We start from the raw sequence: 17,866 nt of genomic DNA on the forward strand, positions 1-17,866 counted from the left end.
CGTGACCGAACGGTTGGACGGCCCGGCGGCCCCGCCTGCGAAGATCGCGGGCGGGCCCTCCGCAGGACCGGCTGAAACCCCCCGTACGAGACGACGCCTCGGCCCATCGCCGACGGTCGCCATCGCCTTCCTCCTGCCGGCGGCCCTGCTGCTCGGCGTCTGGGTGGTCTACCCCATCGTCTACTCCATCTTCCGCAGCCTGTTCGACGCCTCGGGCAGCGGGTTCGTGGGGCTGGGCAACTACACCACGATCTTCAGTGACAACGGCATGCTCGTCACGATCCGCAACAACCTCATCTGGGTGGTCGTGGCGCCGATCGTGGTCACCACGATCGGCCTGATCTTCGCGGTGCTGACCGAGCGTATCCGGTGGGCGACGGCCTTCAAGCTGATCGTCTTCATGCCGATGGCGGTCTCGCTGATGGCCGCAGGCGTCATCTTCCGCCTCGTCTACGAGGAGGACCCCGACAAGGGCCTGGCCAACGCCGTGCTCACCACCGTGCACGACACGTTCTCCTCCTCGCAGGGCTATCCCGAGGCCCGGGCGCGCGGCGGCGACCAGTCTCCCGTGACCGAGCAGAACGGCGCGGTCGTCACCAAGCAGCCCGTCCAGGCGGGCACGCCGGTGCTGATCCCGATCGTCGGCGTCAAGCCGCAGATCATGCCGTCCAACGCCCAGCCCGCCCACGCCCCCACCGGCGGCTCGGCGGTGTCGGGGACGGTGTGGTTCGACTTCACGCAGGGTGGCGGCGGCCAGAGCGGCGCCGTGGACCCGACCGAGAAGGGCCTGCCCGGCGTGACCGTCGAGGCGGTCAAGGACGGCCAGGTCGCGGCCACCGCCACGACCGCCGACGACGGCAGCTTCAGCTTCGCCGGCCTGCCGTCCGGCTCCTACGTCGTACGGCTGCCGCAGTCGAACTTCCAGGCCAGCTACGGCGGCCTGACCTGGCTCGGCCAGACGCTCATCACGCCGGCCATCATCGGCGCGTTCGTCTGGGTGTGGGCCGGGTTCGCGATGGTGCTGATCGCCGCCGGGCTCGCCGCCATCCCGCGCGACGCCCTGGAGGCCGCCCGCATCGACGGCGCGACCGAGTGGCAGGTGTTCCGGCGGATCACCGTGCCGCTGCTGTCGCCGGTGCTGCTCGTCGTCTTCGTGACGATGATCATCAATACGCTGAAGGTCTTCGACCTGGTCTACATCATCGCGCCGGCCTCGGTTCAGCCGCAGTCGAACGTGGTCGCGCTGGAGATGTGGCGCGTGTCGTTCGGCGGCGGGAACAACCAGGGGCTCGGCAGCGCACTCGCGGTGTTCCTGCTCATCCTGGTTCTTCCCTTCATGATCATGAACATCCGCCGGTTCAGAAGGGAAGACACATGACGACCGCGACCGTGACCGCGCCTCACGGACCGGAGTCGGGCGCGCCGCGCAGGGGCCTGGCGAGCAGGATTGTGGACCGCCTCGGCGGCGGGGCCGTCCAGGTGGTCATGATCGTGCTCGGCCTGTTCTGGCTGGTGCCGACGCTGGGCCTGCTGGTCGTCTCCCTGCGCACGGTGAAGGTGAACAACGCCGAGGGCTGGTGGACGATCTTCACCAAGCCCGCGGAACTGACCATCGCCAACTACAAGAACCTGCTGGCCAGCGGCTTCACCTCGTCGTTCTGGAACACGGTGCTCATCACCGTGCCCACCACGATCCTGGTGATCGGCATCGCCGCCATGGCGGCGTACGCGTTCGCCTGGATGGAGTTCCGCGGGCGGGACACGGCGTTCCTGATCGTGGTGGGGCTGCTGATCGTGCCCATCCAGATCGCGCTGATCCCCGTCGCGGCCTTCTACGGCGGTGTCGGGATCTTCGGCACGATCCCCGGCGTGGTGTTGTTCCACACGGCGTTCGGCCTGCCGTTCGCCATCTTCCTGCTGCGCAACTTCTTCGTCGGCATCCCGGCCTCGCTGCTGGAGGCGGCCAGGATGGACGGCGCACCCGAGTGGAAGATCTTCGCCCAGGTCGTGTTCCCGCTGGGCAAGCCGGCCATCGCCTCGCTGGGGATCTTCCAGTTCCTGTGGGTGTGGAACGACATGCTCATCGCGCTCGTGTTCGCCAACACCGACAACCAGCCGATGACCAAGGCCCTGCAGTCCCAGATGCGGCAGTTCGGATCGAACGTCGACATCCTCTCCTCAGGGGCGTTCCTCTCGCTGATCATCCCGCTGGTGCTGTTCTTCGCCTTCCAGCGGTACTTCGTCCAGGGCATGATGGCCGGTTCCGTCAAGTAGGCCATCCCCTGCGGGCGCCCGCCTCCCAGAGGGGGGCAGGCGGGCGCCCGTAACACCCGCTTCCGGACCTCCGATGATTGTTCATGAAGCGTCTTCTCGCTCTCGCCGCAGCAGCCTTCATCTCCCTCCCCCTCACCCCCGCCGCCGCGCTCGGCGGCACCCCCGGCGCTCCCGGGGCGGGCGACCCGTACTTCCCCCGTCAGGGGAACGGCGGCTACGACGTCGGCCACTACGACCTCGCCCTCGACTACGACCCGTCCTCGAACGTCCTGACCGGCGTCGCCACCGTCGGCGCCCGCGCCACCCAGGCGCTGAGCCGCTTCGACCTCGACCTGTCCGGCTCGCTGTCCGTACGCTCGGTCACCGTGGACGGCAGGCCCGCCGCCTTCACCCGCGGCGGCGACGAACTCGTCGTCACCCCCGCCGCCACGCCGGCCTCCGGGCAGAACTTCTCCGTCGTCGTCCGGTACGACGGCAGGCCCACCCACGTCCTCGACCCCGACGGCTCCAGGGACGGCTGGATCAGGACCAGCGACGGCGTCTTCAACGCCAACGAGCCGCAGGGCGCGATGACCTGGTACCCCGGCAACCACCACATGTCGGACAAGGCGACGTACCGATTCGCCGTGACCGTCCCCAGCACGAGGGTCGCGGTGGCCAACGGCGACCTGGTGGCCAGAACGTCGGCCGGCGGCCGGACCACGTACGTGTGGGACGCCCGCGAGCCCATGGCCAGCTACCTGACCACGGTGTCGATCGGCAAGTTCCAGCTCACCGACACCAGGATCGGCGGCTACCGCGTGATCACCGCCGTGGACCCCAAGCTCGCCGGCAAGGCGACGGACTTCGCCGCCCGCCACACCCCCGTCCTCGACTACTTCAGCTCCCTCTTCGGCCCGTACCCCTTCTCCTCCACCGGCGGGATCGTCGACCACGAGCCGAACGTCGGCTACGCCCTGGAGACCCAGACCCGGCCCATCTACCCCGTGGCGCCCGGCGAGTCGCTGCTCGCCCACGAGCTGGCCCACCAGTGGTTCGGCGACTCGGTGACGCCCACCTTATGGCGCGACATCTGGCTGAACGAGGGCTTCGCGACGTACGCGGAATGGCTCTGGCTGGAGAAGATCGGCAGCCGTACCGTGCAGACGTCCTTCGACGGCGTCTACGCCAGGCCCGCCGGCGACGAGTTCTGGCAGACGCCCACCGCCGACCCCGGCGGCGCCGCCGCGCTCTTCCACGACCCCGTCTACGACCGCGGCGCGGCGACCCTGCACGTCCTGCGCCGGACCGTCGGCGACAACGCGTTCTTCACGATCCTGCGCACCTGGGCGAACGAGCACAAGTACGGCAACGCCGACACCGCCGCCTTCGTCGCCCTCGCCGAACGTGTCTCCGGCAGGCAGCTCGACACCCTCTTCGACGCCTGGCTCTTCCAGCCCGGCAAGCCGTCGTTGTGATCATTCCGGTACGGCCTGCGTGCCCGTTCGGGCGGCAAGCCGTACCAGACCTAGATAGGCTTCACGGCCATGGCCGGTCGTCCTTTGCATGAAGTCGTCGAAGCCGGATGGGCTCAGGCTCTTGAGCCCGTATCCGAGCAGATCTCCTTGATGGGTGAGTTCCTGCGCAACGAGATCGCCGAGGGCAGGCAGTACCTGCCCTCGGGCCCCCACGTCCTGCGCGCTTTCAACCAGCCCTTCGACGACGTCAAGGTGCTGATCGTGGGCCAGGACCCCTACCCCACGCCCGGCCACCCCGTCGGGTTGTCGTTCTCGGTGGCGCCCGAGGTGCGGCCGCTGCCCGGGAGCCTGCTCAACATCTACAAGGAGATGGAGTCCGACCTGGGGCTCCCCCGTCCCGCCAACGGCGACCTGACCCCCTGGGCCGAGCAGGGCGTGCTGCTGCTCAACAGGGTTCTGACGGTCATGCCGGGCAAGCCCGCCTCCCACCGGGGCAAGGGCTGGGAGCAGGTCACCGAGCAGGCCATCCGCGCCCTCGTGGCCCGCGACAAGCCGATGGTCGCCATCCTGTGGGGCCGTGACGCCCGCAACCTCGCCCCGATGCTCGGCGGCGTGCCGTGCGTCGAGTCGGCGCATCCGTCCCCGCTGTCGGCGCGCAGCGGCTTCTTCGGCTCGCGGCCGTTCAGCCGCGCCAATGAGCTGCTCACCCAGCAAGGCGCCGCACCTGTCGAGTGGAAGCTGCCCTAGCATCGTCGCCATGAGTGATGAACCGAAGTACCTGCGCCTTACGGTCGAACTGACCGTGGAGGTGCTCGACGTGAACGCGCTGCAGGCGGCGGCGCTGGCCGAGATCAGGCACCCCGACGCCGACCTCAGCGACGAGGAGCGCTCCGAGCAGGCCGACCTCGTCAACTCCGACGAGACCGGCGCCTCGGCGCTGCAGTGGCTGATCGAGCCCGACCACGTGCTGCAGCTCGTGGACCACATCACCGAGATCGAGCCGCGTGAGGCCGTTCTCGGGGTGGAGCCGTCCGAGGGGCCGAGTGAGGACGAGGACGAGGAAGAGCACGACCACGACCACGCGTGACGTGTGACGTACGGCGATCAGCCACGACGCCCCACCCGCGTCGTGGCTCTTCGCCCCGGCTACGATCGGTTCGTCCGGGCTCTTTCCGTCATCCGAGGGATCTGTCGCCATGATCGTGGCCTTCTCCATCACCCCGCTGGGCGTCGGCGAAGGGGTCGCCGAACCGGTCGCCCGCGCCGTCCAGGTGGTCCGCGAGAGCGGCCTGCCCAACCGCACGGACGCGATGTTCACCACGATCGAGGGCGAGTGGGACGAGGTCATGGACGTCGTCCGGCGCGCGGTCGACGCCGTCTCCGAAGTCGCCCCGAGAGTCAGCCTGGTCCTCAAGGCCGACGTCCGCCCCGGCGTGACGGACGGCATGACCACCAAACTCCAAAGCCTCGAACGCCACCTCCCCTGACCCCCGCAGGCTCCCCCGGACTGGACGGGAGCAGCCGCGAGTGAACGGGGTCGCGGCGCGGAGAGGCGAGCAGCGAAGGGCCTGGCGACTGCCGCACGACCCATGGAACGCCAGCGCAGGCCGCGGCAACCGAACACCCACCAGCCGCCGGAACGAACCATCTGGGTGCTGGCTCTGGGTGGGTGCCGGCTTCAGGGCAGCAGTCGGGCGCGGCCAGGCTCGTCGCCGCGCCCATCAGCAGCCCGCCCGCCGAGCCGCCGCGCGACGACCCGCTGGGCCACCGGCTGAGTTGCCTTGGGCAGCCTTCTTGCCGCCAGACCCTGCACTCAGGGAAGGACAGCGGGGGCGGATACACGCCGTCGGGGGTCGAGCCCAGTGGAGGGTCTTCGGCAGCACATCGCGAGAGATCCGATGAATGCCGGTATACGCGACATGTCTTGACCGCCTTCGTCGACGCGACATATCGTGTTGCTTGATCGACGAACGCGATACTACGTGTGCCCGGAGGTGGAGGCAATGAGACAAGAGCGAGTGCCCGTGCTGGTGGTCGGCGGCGGGTACGCGGGCCTGAGCGCTGCCGCGCTGCTGGCGTGGCGCGAGGTGCCCGTCATGCTGGTCGAACGGCACCCGAGCACGTCCATCCAGCCCAAGGCGTTCGGCATGGGACCGCGAGCGGTCGAGCTGCTGCGCCCGCTGCCGGGGATCGAGCAGACGTTCGCCGACATCTGGACCGGCATCGGCGACTCCATGCGCATCGCGATCGCCAAGACCCTCGCCGACCCCGAGCCCCACATGATCTTGGAGGACACGGGCGAGGAGAACGCCCTCGCCGACCTCACCCCCGTGCCCCGCGTGGGCGCACCCCAGTCGGAGGTCGAGCGGGTGCTCCGCGCCTACGCCGACGAGCTCGGGGCAGACCTGCGCTTCTCCACCGAGCTGATCTCCCTCGACCAGGACGACGACGGCGTCACCGCCGTGATCCGCGCCGCCGACGGGGTCGAGAGCGTCGTACGGGCCGACTACGTGGTGGCGGCCGACGGCCACCGGAGCCCGTTGCGCGAGCGGCTGGCCGTGCCCACCTCCGGCAAGGGCGACCTCGTCCAGATGCGCTCGATCATGTTCGACGCCGACCTGACGGGCCTGGTGAACGAGCGCGAGGTCATCGTCTGGTACCTCCACAACCACGCGTTCACCGGTGTCATCGTGACCGGCACGGGCGTGGGCGCGCATGTGCTCGGCATCAACCAGCCCCCCTCCGCACACGGCAGCGCGAACGACCTCACCGAGGAACGCTGCGTCGAGCTCATCCGCATCGGAACCGGCATCCCGGACCTGGACGTGCAAGTGCTCGACACGGCGACGTTCAGCCTGGCGCACGTCGTGGCCGACACCTTCCGCGCCGGACGCGTCTTCTTCGCCGGCGACGCCGCCCACACCATGCCGCCCACCGGTGGCCAGGGCGGCAGCACCGCCCTCCAGGACGGCTGCGACATCGCCTGGCGCCTCTGGCTGGTGATCAGCGGGCAGGCCGGCCCCGGCTTCCTGGACACGTACGACGCCGAACGCCGCCCGATCGGCGCCCTGACCGCCGACGCGCAGCTCGCCAACCTCAGCGTACGGATGCCCGTGGACGAGCGCTCCGACTACCCCGAGCCCCTGGAGGACTTCCTCCAGGCGATGCTCGGCTACCGGTACCACTCCGCCGCCGTCCTGGAGGAACCCGGCGACGACGGCTCCCTCCTGGAGGACCCGCGCACGCCTGATGGCCGCCCCGGCAGCCGCGCCCCGCACGTCGTGCTCGACTGGGAGGGGCAGCGCATCTCGACCATCGACCTGTTCGGCTCGGGCTTCGTGCTGCTGGCCGACAAGAGCGGCGGCCAGGTCTGGATGGACGCCGGCCGCGTGGTCAAGGAGCGCCTGGGCGTGCAGCTCACCCGCATCCTGGTGGACGACGAGCTGGTGGACGTCGAAGGCCGCTGGCGGGAGCGGTACGGAGTCCGGGAAGGCGGCGCCGTCCTGGTACGGCCCGACGGCTATGTGGCCTGGCGCGCCCCTCGTCCGACTTCGGACCCCATGTCCACCCTCGACCAGGCCCTCACCCAGATCCTCCACCGCTAGACCGTCTGCCTCTCCTTCGACCGGCATCTCGGCGACCTTCCCCGGAAGGCGCTCATGAGGAGCAGCTGACGCGCACGGACCACAGGGATCCTGGCCATCTCGCGGGGGCGGGGGTCAGGCGGCGAGAGCCGGGCGTGCGGCCGGGACGACGGCGGGGTCGACAGCGGGGTCGACGGTGGGGTCGACGGTGGGGTCGACGGCGGTCAGGTCGGTGCTCCGGGTGGTGCAGAGCCAGTCATTGAGGGAGCCGGTGAAGCCGGGAGGCGGCCCGACCTTGAGGCAGGTGAGCTGACCGGAACCGGGGGCGGGGCCGACCTTCAGGCGGCGGATGCTGCCCGCCCTGCCCGGTTCGCCGAGGTCCGCGCCGCACGGGGTCAGCCGCACGCCGAACGCTGAGCCGCCCTGGAAGGCGCCGGACGGCTGGATCCGCAGGAGGTCGTCGATCTCGTGGCAGGTGGCCAGCGGGTGCGCCTTCAGGTGGGCGAGCTGGTCGGTGACCAGGCGATGGGCCACCGAGCGCAGGAGGCTGGTCGCGCACAGGCTGTGGGCGCAGGCGGCGCCGTCGAGGGTGATCTCAGGCAGCGCGAAGCGGCTCAGCCCGCGCGAGGTGACGCGCAGGCAGTCGCAGGCGGCCGTGTCGGACGGGTCCCACGGCGGGCAGGTGGCGTCGTCGTGGATCTGCGTGTCCCAGGTGAGCCAGTCGTCGCCGAGGTGGAAGGCGCGCGGCTCGCCAGGACACCTCGGGCAGGCGGGCACGGCCGAGGCGGTCAACGGGTCGATGAGCAGGCCGTCGCTCTGCAGGGCGAGGGCACGGGCGACGGCTCTGGCGGTCTGGACGTTGCCGGGCAGGCGGTGCGGGGGCGCCGTGGTGGACACCAGGACGTGCTGCCCGGCCCGGCGCAGGCGCCGACGTTCGTCGTCGGTGAGGGTGAGCTCGCCCGGTCGCCAGGGGGTCGGATCGTGGGAGACCGTCAGGGCCGGCGGGGTGTCGAGCGCGTCACGGGCCGCCTTCCTGTACGGCCCGGGGACGCGCCAGGGCACGAAGGTCTCGACGTCGGACGGCAGGTGCTCCACGGCTACGACAAACAGGGAGGTCAGTGTGGCGGGGAGCGGCAGAACGATCTTCATGAGGTGCCTCGCCTTCGGAACGTGGTGAGGCACCCAGGATCCGGAACCCCGCCGCCCCCGATGCGGCCGAACCCCGTTCTGGGGACAACCCGACCGGCCCACGCCCACCCTGTGGACAACGACCGGAGAGATTATGGGGTGGCACGGGAGATGGCGAGGGTCTGCCCGGGGAGGCGCAGGCCGTCGGGGCCGGTGACTACCGGGTCGTCGGAGGCCAGGAGGACGGTCGCGCCCGCCGGAGGCAACGTCAGCGTCTCCGGGGAGAAGTTGACGCTGACGCACACCGTCCCACGCCACATGATCAACCACTTCCCGTCCGGATCCGCCTCCACCCGAACCCGTTCCAGCCTCGGGTCCGACAGCTCCGGCAGCGCCTTGCGGAGGGCGATCAGGTCCCGGTACCAGCACAGCAGGGACCAGTTCTCCTCCTCCTTCAGCTCGCTCCAGTCCAGCTTGGAACGGAGGAACGCCTCCTCGTCGGACGGGTCGGGCGCGTCCCAGGCGTACCCGAAGCCGTCGAACTCGCGCTCGCGCCGCGCCCCCTCGCTCTCCCGCAGCGCGGGCTCCACGTGGTCGGAGAAGAACAGGAACGGCGTGCGAGCCCCCCACTCCTCCCCCATGAACAACATCGGCGTGAACGGCGAGGTCAGCAGCAGCCCCGCCCCCAGCTTGAGCGCCGACACCGGCAACCGGTCGCCGCCGGGCCGGTTGCCGATCTGGTCGTGGTTCTGCAGGCAGGCGACCAGCCGGTGACCGGGCACGCCGGCGAAGGTCTGCCCGTGCGCCCGGTCGCGGAAGCTGGAGTAGCCGCCGTCGTGCAGCACCCCTTGGGTCAGCACCCTGGCCAGCGCCGACGGGTCGGCGAAGTCCTCGTAGTAGCCGTGGCTCTCGCCGCTCACGGCGGTGTGCAGGGCGTGGTGGACGTCGTCGTTCCACTGCGCGGTCATCCCCAGGCCGCCGGCCTCCAGCGGGCGGACCATGCGCGGGTCGTTGAGGTCGGACTCGGCGATCAGCGACAGCGGCCGGCCGAGCGAGCAGGCCAGCGCGTCGACCTCCTCCGACAGCTCGGCCAGCAGGTGGCGGGCGCGTTTGTCGTGCAGCGCGTGGACGGCGTCCAGCCGCAGGCCGTCGACGTGGTAGTCGCGCAACCACTGGACGGCGTTGCCGACGAAGTACCGGCGCACCTCGTCGGACCCCGGCCCATCCAGATTGACCGCTTCACCCCAATAGCTACCAGCAAAGCCGGAAAAGTACGGACCAAAGGGGTGCAGGAAGTTGCCCGACGGCCCCAGGTGGTTGTAGACCACGTCCAGGATGACGCCGATCCCGGCCCGGTGGCACGCGTCCACGAACGACTTCAGCCCGTCGGGGCCGCCGTACGTCTCGTTGACCGCGTAGAGGTCGACGCCGTCGTAGCCCCAGTTGCGCCCGCCGGGGACGGGCGCGACCGGCATGATCTCCACGAAGTCCACGCAGAGCTCGACCAGGTGCTCCAGCCGCTCGATCGCCGCGGCGAACGTGCCCTCGCCGGTGAACGTGCCGACGTGCAGCTCGTAGATCACCGAGCCGCGCAGGTCGCGGCCCTTCCAGTCGTGGTCGGACCAGGTGAAGCGGGCGTGCTCGTAGACCGCGCTCGGCCCGAACACCCCCTCCGGCTGCCGCCGGGACCGCGGGTCGGGGTAGGGCCCGGCGCCGTCGAGGACGAAGGCGTACCTGGTGCCGTGTCCGGCCTCGGCGACCTCGGCCCACCACCAGCCTCTCTCCCCGGGGGACATCGGCCGGCGTCCGTCCAGAACGTCGACCTCGACAGCCGTGGCCTTCGGTGCCCAGACCTCAAAGATCATGTCGCTCCAGGAGTGAGACGGGGTACTGATCGAGCAGCCGGGCCAGCGGAACCGTCCCCGAGTGCGGCTCGCCGGTGAGCAGGTCGCGCCAGGATCCGCCGGGCAGCGTCAATGCGGTGTCGCCCCACACCGAGCGGCCGGCGACCGCGGACCGGCGCGCGAGGCGTACCGGCAGCCTGGTGGCGACCGCCACCGCCAGCGGGCCTTCGCCCCGGGCGAAGGCGATCGCGTGCTCGGCCGCCTCCCCCTCCGCCCGCAGCGGCAGGTACGGCGCCGCGCCCCCCAGCCGCCTGCGCAGCCGCAACGCCTGCGTGGTGACCAGGAGCTTGGCGGCGTCCCAGGAGGTCTCGGGCTTGCGCGGGTACGTCACGGGCCGCCGGTTGTCCGGATCGACCAGCGAGAAGTCGGTGGTCTCGTTGCCCTGGTACACGTCGGGCACCCCGGGCATCATGAGCTGCACCAGCTTGGCCCCGAGCGAGTTCGACATCGCGAACGGCTCGATGCGCTCGGTGAACTCCTCCACCGGCAACCGGACCGCGGCCTGCGCGAACTCCCGCAGCCGCCGCTCGTAGCCGGCGTCCGGACGCACCCACGAGATCGCGGTCTTGGCCTCGCGAGCCGCCTTGAGCAGGTACTCGGCGAACCGTTCGGCGGAGATCGGCCAGGCCGCCATGAGGTTCTGCCAGGCCAGGTAGTCGAGGTGGGGGTCGAACGAGAGCTCCCGCGACCATTCGGACACCACGGACGCCCACTCCCGGGGCATCTCCGACAACACCGACAGCCGGGCGCGCACGTCCTCCGACCGCTTGGTGTCGTGCGTGGACAGGGTCGTCATCGTGTACGGGGACATCTCCCCACAGAAGTCATGGAACTCCTCCACCGAGACGCCGAACGCGTCGGGCTCCCCGCCCACCTCGTTGAGACAGGACAGCGGATACCACCGGTACAGCGCGGTGTCCTCCACACCCTTGGCCATGACCGGCCCGCACGTCTGCTGAAAACGGACGATCGCCTCCGCCGAACCGTACAGAACCTCCTGGACGAGCGGCCGCACGGCGGGCGAGCACTCGGCGGCGGCCAGCTCGACGATCTCGACCGACTCGGGCGGCGGCTCCTCCCCCGGCACCAGGTAGGCGCGGTAGAGCGGCATCGCGGCCAGCAGCTCCGACACCGCGGCGGGGTCGCAGCCGGTGACCCTGGCCAGCCGGTCGATCTCCGCGCCGAAGAACAGGTCGAGCACCTCGCGCTTGGCCTGAACCATGACCGGACGGTACTCCTCCGGCTGCCCGGTCAGCTCGCCGAACAGCCGGACCAGCGGCTCCTTGCCCGAAGGATCCACGAACAGGCCGTTGATCCGGTTGAGCACCTCGTAGCCGGTCGTGCCGTCGCAGGCCCAGTCGGGCTGCAGCCGCTCGGGCCCGATGAGGATCTTCTCCACGACCGTCCAGGGGCCGCCGGTCCGCTCGCGCAGCCGGTCGAGGTAGCCCCGGGGGTCGGCCAGGCCGTCGGGGTGGTCGACGCGCAACCCGTCGACCAGGCCCTCGTCGAGCAGCCAGAAGATCACCTCGTGCGTGGCGAACAGGACCGACGGGTCCTCCACGCGCAGCCCGATCAACGAGGACACGTCGAAGAAGCGCCGGTAGCCGGGGCCCTCGCGCCAGTCGACCAGCCGGTAGTGGCCGGGGTGGGGGAAGGCGTGCTCGTGGTAGCGCAGGACGTCGCCGTCCACCACGGGCTCGGTGTCGTCGCCGAGCACCGGCAGCGCCACCTTCCCGTCCACCCACTCGATGTCGAACCAGTTCGCGTACGGCGAGGCGGGCCCGTCCTTGAGCACCGACCAGAACTGGGCGTTCATGGTGTTCATGTGGTTGGGCACGATGTCGATGACGATGCCCAGGTCCTGGGCGGCCAGTTGCTGGGCCATCTCGCGGAAGCCGGTGGCCCCGCCGAACTCCTCCCTGATCCTGGAGTGGTCGACGACGTCGTAGCCGTGCCGCGACCCGGGCGTGGCCTGGAGGACCGGCGACAGGTAGACGTGGCTGACGCCGAGGTCGCGCAGGTAACCGGCGATCTCGGCGACCTGCGCGAAACCGAAGTCGGGGGTGAGCTGCACCCGGTACGTCGAGACCGGCTTAGACACGGCGCAGCACCCGCACGCTGCGTCCGGGGACCTCGATCGCCTCGCCCGCGCGCACCATCCGCACGTCGAGCCTGATGGGCATCGCGGTGTCGATCTCGGTGTGCCACATCTCGCCGTAGTCCTCGGGGATCGTGAACTTGATCGTGTCGTGGTGGGCGTTGAACAGCACCAGGAAGGAGTCGTCCCTGATCGGGCGGCCGCGCCGGTCGGGCTCGGTGATGGCGTCGCCGTTGAGGAAGACGGCCAGCGACTTGGCGTAGCCGACGTTCCAGTCGCTGTCGGTCATCTCCTCCCCGGACGGGGTGAGCCAGGCGATGTCGCTCAGCCCGCGTACCGGCTTGCCGTAGAAGAACCTCCTGCGCCGGAAGACCGGATGCTTCTTCCGCAGCGCCGCCAGTTCCTGGGTGAACTCCAGCAGCAGCCAGTTCTCCCGGATGTCGGACCAGTCGACCCAGGTCAGCTCGTTGTCCTGGCAGTAGCCGTTGTTGTTGCCCTTCTGGGTGCGGCCCAGCTCGTCGCCGTGCGAGAGCATCGGCACGCCCTGCGACAGGAACAACGTGGTGAGGAAGTTGCGCTTCTGCTGCTCGCGCAGCGACTCGATGGCCAGGCTCGCCGGGCCCTCCTCGCCGCAGTTCCACGACCTGTTGTCGTCGGTGCCGTCGCGGTTGCCCTCCTTGTTCGCCTCGTTGTGCTTGTCGTTGTACGCCACGAGGTCCTGGAGGGTGAAGCCGTCGTGGCAGGTCACGAAGTTGATCGAGGCGGCCGGGCGGCGGCTGTCGTCCTTGTACAGGTCGCTCGACCCGGTGAAACGGGAGCCGAACTCCGGCAACGTGGCGGCCTGCCCGCGCCACAGGTCGCGGATCGTGTCGCGGTAGCGGCCGTTCCACTCGGTCCAGCGGGAGGGGAAGTTGCCGACCTGGTAGCCGCCGGGGCCGACGTCCCAGGGCTCGGCGATGAGCTTGACCTGCGACAACACCGGGTCCTGCTGCACCAGGTCGAAGAACGCGCTCAGCCGGTCGACCTCGTGCAGCTCGCGGGCGAGGGTGGAGGCGAGGTCGAAGCGGAACCCGTCGACGTGCATCTCGATGACCCAGTAGCGGAGCGAGTCCATGATCATCTGAAGGACGTGCGGGGAGCGCATGAGCAGGCTGTTGCCCGTGCCGGTGGTGTCGACGTAGTAGCGCCTGTCGTTCTCGACCAGGCGGTAGTAGTTGCTGTTGTCGATGCCCCTGAACCCGAGCGTCGGCCCCAGGTGGTTGCCCTCGGCGGTGTGGTTGTAGACGACGTCGAGGATGACCTCGATGCCCGCCTCGTGCAGACTGCGTACCATCGCCTTGAACTCCAGCACCTGTCCGCCGCGCTGCCCGGTGCTGGAGTAGCGGTTGTGCGGGGCGAAGAAGCCGATGGAGTTGTAGCCCCAGTAGTTGGACAGGCCGCGCTGCTCCAGGATGTGGTCGGTGACGAACTGGTGCACCGGCATCAGCTCCAGCGCCGTCACGCCCAGCTTGGTGAGGTGGTCGAGGATCTCGGGGTGGCCGAGCGCCGCGTACGTGCCGCGCAGGTGCTTGGGGATCTTGGGATGGCTTGTGGTCAGCCCGCGCACGTGCGCCTCGTAGATCACCGTGTCGTGGTACGGCGTCGCCGGCGGCCGGTCGTGCCCCCACCCGAAGAACGGGTTGATCACGATGGACCTCGGCACGTACGGGGACGAGTCGGCGTCGTTGCGCGTGTCCGGCTGGCCGAACCGGTAGCCGTAGACCGCCTCGTGCCAGTCGACGCCGCCCTCGATCGCCATCGCGTACGGGTCGAGCAGCAGCTTGTTCGGGTTGCAGCGCAGCCCGCGCGCCGGCTCGTACGGCCCGTGCACCCGGTAGCCGTAGCGCTGGCCGGGGCCGATGCCCGGCAGGTAGCCGTGCCAGATGAACCCGTCGACCTCCGTGAGCGTCACCCGCGACTCGACGTTGTCCTCGTCGAACAGGCACAGCTCCACCGCCTGGGCAACCTCGGTGTAGAGCGAGAAGTTCGTGCCCGCGCCGTCGTACGTCGCCCCCAGAGGATAGGGGTCTCCAGGCCAGATCTCGATCATCGAAGCTCCCTTGCGGTCTCTCCCCATGTTCCGTTCCCCCGCTCCGCCGGACAAGGCCACACTGTTCCTTCCCACGCGTCCGTCCGGAATACTCCGAAAAATCGAGTGAGCCGCCTCCGACGGCGCGGTGTCGAAGGCGGCCCACGTGTTCGGCCCGGTAGAGGGTGTCGCGCGGTTCACGGATCCGGTGCGCGGCCCCTGCGCACCGGATCCGCACCCGCGATCGGGTGACGCGACGCTGCGTACCCGATCCCCCCGCGGTCAGGACAGGCGCACCCTCCCGAATCCCCGGCAGGCCCGGCAGGCGCCCCGGCTGGTGATCCCGTCGCCGCCGCAGGCCGAGCAGCGGACGTACAGGTCGAAGCGGGGGGTTCGGTAGACCCGGACGAGCGGGGCGGCGAGCAGGGCCTCGGCCAGACGGCCGAGCGTCCGGCGCAGGACGCCGGGAGCCGCCCGTGGCAGGGCTGAATTGCTACCCTTCATAGCGAACCGATCCTTGTGCTCTGGCAGGAGCGAATGATCGTGGAGCTGGGCCGATGAGACGACATCGGCCCAGCCTTATGTGACGGGCGGCCTCTGGTGAGCCTTCACGTCAGGGAATGAACGCGGCATTTCGATCTCTGGCGGTTTTGATCAGATCAGCCCAGGGCATCCCCCTCTCCTACGGCTTGGTTGATTTTTACCCTCCAACGCCAGAAACCCACCCCAATTTGGCACTTGCCATAGGAACGTGCCGGTGACGATTACCTACCGCCCACGACTTCGAAAGAATGCAGCGGGGGTACGCTCCAGGACACCAGACCGCGACGGTCGAAGGGAGTGTGGCGATGTCCGTCCCCAATCCGACACTCCGGCAGCGACAACTCGCCATGCGGCTGCGCGAACTGCGCCACGAGGCGGGCCTGAGCATCGCCGAGGTCGCCGAACACCTGCTCTGCTCCCCGGCCAAGATCAGCCGCATCGAGACGGCCCAGCGCAGGGTGAGTCTGCGCGACGTCCGGGATCTGTGCAGGCTCTATGGCGTCCAGGACTCCTCGGAACTGATGACCCTCGCCAAGGACGCCCGGCAGAAACACTGGTGGCAGGACTACGACAACCGCAGCTTCCGGCCCATGATCGGGCTGGAGGCCAACAGCGTCGCCATCACCGAATACGAGATCACCACCATCCCCGGGCTGCTCCAGACGGAGGACTACGCCCGAGCCGTCATCCGGGGCTGCCTGCCGCGCATCGACAACGACATCCTCCAGGACCGGGTGCTGGCCCGCATGAAGCGCCAGGAGCTGCTGGCCGGCAGGGAGCCGCCCGACTACTGGGTCCTGCTCGACGAGTCGGCGCTGCACCGCCACGTCGGAGGCCGGCAGACCATGCTGGAACAACTGCGCCACCTCCTCACCGTCACGGAGCTGCCGCAGGTCACCATCCAGGTGATCCCCTTCACGGCGGGCGCCCACATGGGGTTCGACAGCACGTTCCGGCTGCTGGAGTTCGACAAGAGGTCGGGCATCGCCGACACCGTCTTCGTCGAGCATCAGATGGGCCTTTTCTACCTCGAAGGCGACAAGGCCGAGCCGTTCAGGGAGACGATCAACCACCTCCGCGCCGAGGCCCTGAGCCCGCAGGAGTCGAAGAAACAGCTGGCCGAAGTGGTACGGAAATTCGCCTAGTTGCCACTTTTTCCCGGAGGCCGCCGGCAACCGCCTTTGGCAAGTGCCCGCGCGCTCCGCCTTGACACCTCACAAACCAGAAATGTCAGGCATATCGTCCGCCCGCAGGGAGCCTCCAGGGGAAATTCAACAAAGACTCCGCTCCCGCCCCTGCGGATTGAAACGCGTTGAGCTCTCGGCACGGCGGCCGCGACCGATGCGAAGCACCGGCACCCGCCCTTGTCGTCCGGCATCCGAATGGACCTCCGGCCCGGTTTTCCCGCAACCCTCAGCGCCCCGGAAAAAGGCTCAGCCGCCGTTCCGGGGAATTTCGCCGGGCGACGGCGCCGCCCCGTCCCTTGACCGTCGGCCCCGCGGTTCTCGCGAAAGGAGAACCGTTCCGCGCCCGCCGAGTTGCTCAGCGGCGGAGGCTCCCGGGTGTAGGGTCGTGGCCTCGGGTGAAACGGTCCACCGAGACCGTCAGCGCCGAGCTCACATCGCCCGCGCACGCCGGATCTGCCCGGCGCCGCCGATGGCCCGTAGGGAGCGACAATGTCGAACGAACAAGACCTTGGTGCATTTCCTCGCTGGCGCGCCTCGTCGCGCTGCAACAATGGCGACTGCGTAGAGGTCGCTTATTTTTCCCATGATTCCATCGGCGTCCGCGACAACAAGAATCCGAACAGTCCCGTTCTCACCTTCAGCGCCACCGAATGGAATGCGTTCATCGGGAGGATCCGGGAGGCCGGCTGAGCCGACCGGCCGGCCACTTGAGGCGGACATCCCATGGGTGTCCGCCTTTTTCATGTCCACGATGATCCAAGGGCACGGACGGCGGCCGAGTGGCAGTCGGCGATCGGGGTAATATCACATCGGCGCAATACCTCTACAGCCGACCTCCAGGAGGTAGTGCATGAAACGCCCACCTGCCCTTGACCAGGTTGCGTGGCATCGCTGCAACAACGGCGAATGCGTCGAAGTCACCATGCTCTCCGACCGGGTCTGGGTGCGGGGAAGTCAGGACGCCAGCGGTGCCGTCCTGTCGTTCACCATCGACGAGTGGAACGCGTTCCTCGACGGCGTGCGACGCGGCCTCTTCGATCTCGAACGGCTCGCGCCCCAGGTCTGACCGGCCACGACGTTCTCGATCGGGCTCTGTCGGGGGCCATCGGGTTTCAGGCCGCGGCCCCCGGCAATATGCCGACTCCATGGGCGGTTTCAAGAAGTTCTTACTCCGTGGCAACATCGTCGAGCTGGCCGTCGCCGTGATCGTCGGGGCGACCTTCAGCAGGCTCGTCCAGGCGCTGGTCACCGACCTCGTCACCCCGCTCATCGGCGCGGTGACCGGCGGACGGCAGCCGAACTTCGCCGAGTACTCCTTCACGATCAACGGCAGCCAGTTCAGGTACGGCGACTTCCTCAACCACCTGGTGACCTTCCTGGTCATCGCGGCGGTCGTCTACTGGCTGGTCGTGGCCCCCATGACGCGGCTGATCCACCTGTTCGACCGGGACAAGGCCGCGACGACCAAGCAGTGCCCCGAGTGCCTGTCCGACATCCCGTCCGAGGCCAGACGGTGTGCCCATTGCACCGCGGAGCTGGTGCCCGAGTCCGAGAAACCGCGCTGAGCTTGAGAAACCGCGCTGAGTCCGAGGAATCGCGCCGAGTCCGAGAAATCGCGCTGTA

Annotated in this window: 16 protein-coding genes; 11 read left to right on the forward strand and 5 right to left on the reverse strand. The window is 69.3% G+C overall.

Annotated features, from left to right (window positions below; genetic code table 11):
- Position 1 precedes the first annotated feature (1 nt).
- The 7 genes from ACIHAD_RS01115 to ACIHAD_RS01145 all read left to right on the forward strand — a co-directional run bounded on the left by ACIHAD_RS01115 (position 2) and on the right by ACIHAD_RS01145 (position 7,336).
- The gene (locus tag ACIHAD_RS01115) at positions 2-1,378 is read left to right on the forward strand and encodes an ABC transporter permease subunit (protein ID WP_397352275.1); all 1,377 of its coding nucleotides are present in this window, start codon (positions 2-4) and stop codon (positions 1,376-1,378) included.
- Entirely contained in the window at positions 1,375-2,274 is a 900-nt protein-coding gene (locus ACIHAD_RS01120; RefSeq protein ID WP_397352276.1) for a carbohydrate ABC transporter permease, read from the forward strand. The genes ACIHAD_RS01115 and ACIHAD_RS01120 overlap by 4 nt, the downstream gene beginning before the upstream one ends.
- Positions 2,275-2,357: 83 nt before the next feature.
- Positions 2,358-3,731, forward strand: a complete 1,374-nt coding sequence (locus tag ACIHAD_RS01125) for a M1 family metallopeptidase (RefSeq protein WP_397352277.1) — start codon at positions 2,358-2,360, stop codon at positions 3,729-3,731.
- Between the two features lie 69 nt (positions 3,732-3,800).
- Positions 3,801-4,478 (forward strand): uracil-DNA glycosylase, encoded by a 678-nt coding sequence (locus ACIHAD_RS01130; RefSeq protein ID WP_397352278.1) that lies wholly within the window; start codon positions 3,801-3,803, stop codon positions 4,476-4,478.
- A 10-nt stretch (positions 4,479-4,488) separates the two neighbouring features.
- A complete protein-coding gene (locus tag ACIHAD_RS01135) occupies positions 4,489-4,818 on the forward strand; it encodes a hypothetical protein (protein WP_397352279.1) in 330 nt (109 codons plus the stop codon).
- A gap of 109 nt (positions 4,819-4,927) precedes the next feature.
- Positions 4,928-5,218, forward strand: a complete 291-nt coding sequence (locus ACIHAD_RS01140) for an MTH1187 family thiamine-binding protein (protein WP_397352280.1) — start codon at positions 4,928-4,930, stop codon at positions 5,216-5,218.
- 516 nt (positions 5,219-5,734) lie between these two features.
- Positions 5,735-7,336, forward strand: a complete 1,602-nt coding sequence (locus ACIHAD_RS01145; protein ID WP_397352281.1) for an FAD-dependent monooxygenase — start codon at positions 5,735-5,737, stop codon at positions 7,334-7,336.
- Positions 7,337-7,450: 114 nt separating this feature from the next.
- Here ACIHAD_RS01145 and ACIHAD_RS01150 read toward each other — a convergent pair whose 3' ends face one another.
- The 5 genes from ACIHAD_RS01150 to ACIHAD_RS01170 all read right to left on the reverse strand — a co-directional run bounded on the left by ACIHAD_RS01150 (position 7,451) and on the right by ACIHAD_RS01170 (position 15,017).
- Positions 7,451-8,464 (reverse strand): hypothetical protein, encoded by a 1,014-nt coding sequence (locus ACIHAD_RS01150; protein WP_397352282.1) that lies wholly within the window; start codon positions 8,462-8,464, stop codon positions 7,451-7,453.
- Between the two features lie 131 nt (positions 8,465-8,595).
- On the reverse strand, positions 8,596-10,308 hold the full coding sequence (treZ, locus tag ACIHAD_RS01155; protein WP_397352283.1) for a malto-oligosyltrehalose trehalohydrolase: 1,713 nt from the start codon (positions 10,306-10,308) through the stop codon (positions 8,596-8,598).
- The gene (treY, locus tag ACIHAD_RS01160; RefSeq protein WP_397352284.1) at positions 10,298-12,448 is read right to left on the reverse strand and encodes a malto-oligosyltrehalose synthase; all 2,151 of its coding nucleotides are present in this window, start codon (positions 12,446-12,448) and stop codon (positions 10,298-10,300) included. Before treY ends, treZ begins: the two co-directional genes overlap by 11 nt.
- Complete coding sequence (gene glgX, locus ACIHAD_RS01165) at positions 12,441-14,534, reverse strand: glycogen debranching protein GlgX (protein WP_397352285.1); 2,094 nt, start codon at positions 14,532-14,534, stop codon at positions 12,441-12,443. The genes treY and glgX overlap by 8 nt, the downstream gene beginning before the upstream one ends.
- A 261-nt stretch (positions 14,535-14,795) precedes the next feature.
- Positions 14,796-15,017: a hypothetical protein gene (locus tag ACIHAD_RS01170; RefSeq protein ID WP_397352286.1), complete on the reverse strand. Its 222-nt coding sequence runs from the start codon at positions 15,015-15,017 to the stop codon at positions 14,796-14,798.
- A 344-nt stretch (positions 15,018-15,361) separates the two neighbouring features.
- Between ACIHAD_RS01170 and ACIHAD_RS01175 the strand changes: the two genes are divergently transcribed.
- From ACIHAD_RS01175 to mscL, 4 genes are all read left to right on the forward strand, one after another.
- Positions 15,362-16,201, forward strand: coding sequence for a helix-turn-helix domain-containing protein (locus ACIHAD_RS01175; RefSeq protein WP_397352287.1), 840 nt, complete (start codon positions 15,362-15,364; stop codon positions 16,199-16,201).
- A 531-nt stretch (positions 16,202-16,732) separates the two neighbouring features.
- A complete protein-coding gene (locus tag ACIHAD_RS01180; protein WP_397352288.1) occupies positions 16,733-16,933 on the forward strand; it encodes a DUF397 domain-containing protein in 201 nt (66 codons plus the stop codon).
- Between the two features lie 160 nt (positions 16,934-17,093).
- Positions 17,094-17,309, forward strand: coding sequence for a DUF397 domain-containing protein (locus ACIHAD_RS01185; protein WP_397352289.1), 216 nt, complete (start codon positions 17,094-17,096; stop codon positions 17,307-17,309).
- A 79-nt stretch (positions 17,310-17,388) separates the two neighbouring features.
- Complete coding sequence (mscL, locus tag ACIHAD_RS01190; RefSeq protein WP_397352290.1) at positions 17,389-17,808, forward strand: large conductance mechanosensitive channel protein MscL; 420 nt, start codon at positions 17,389-17,391, stop codon at positions 17,806-17,808.
- The last annotated feature ends 58 nt before the right edge of the window (positions 17,809-17,866 follow it).

This window comes from Nonomuraea sp. NPDC052265, from assembly GCF_044547985.1.
GTDB lineage: Bacteria > Actinomycetota > Actinomycetes > Streptosporangiales > Streptosporangiaceae > Nonomuraea.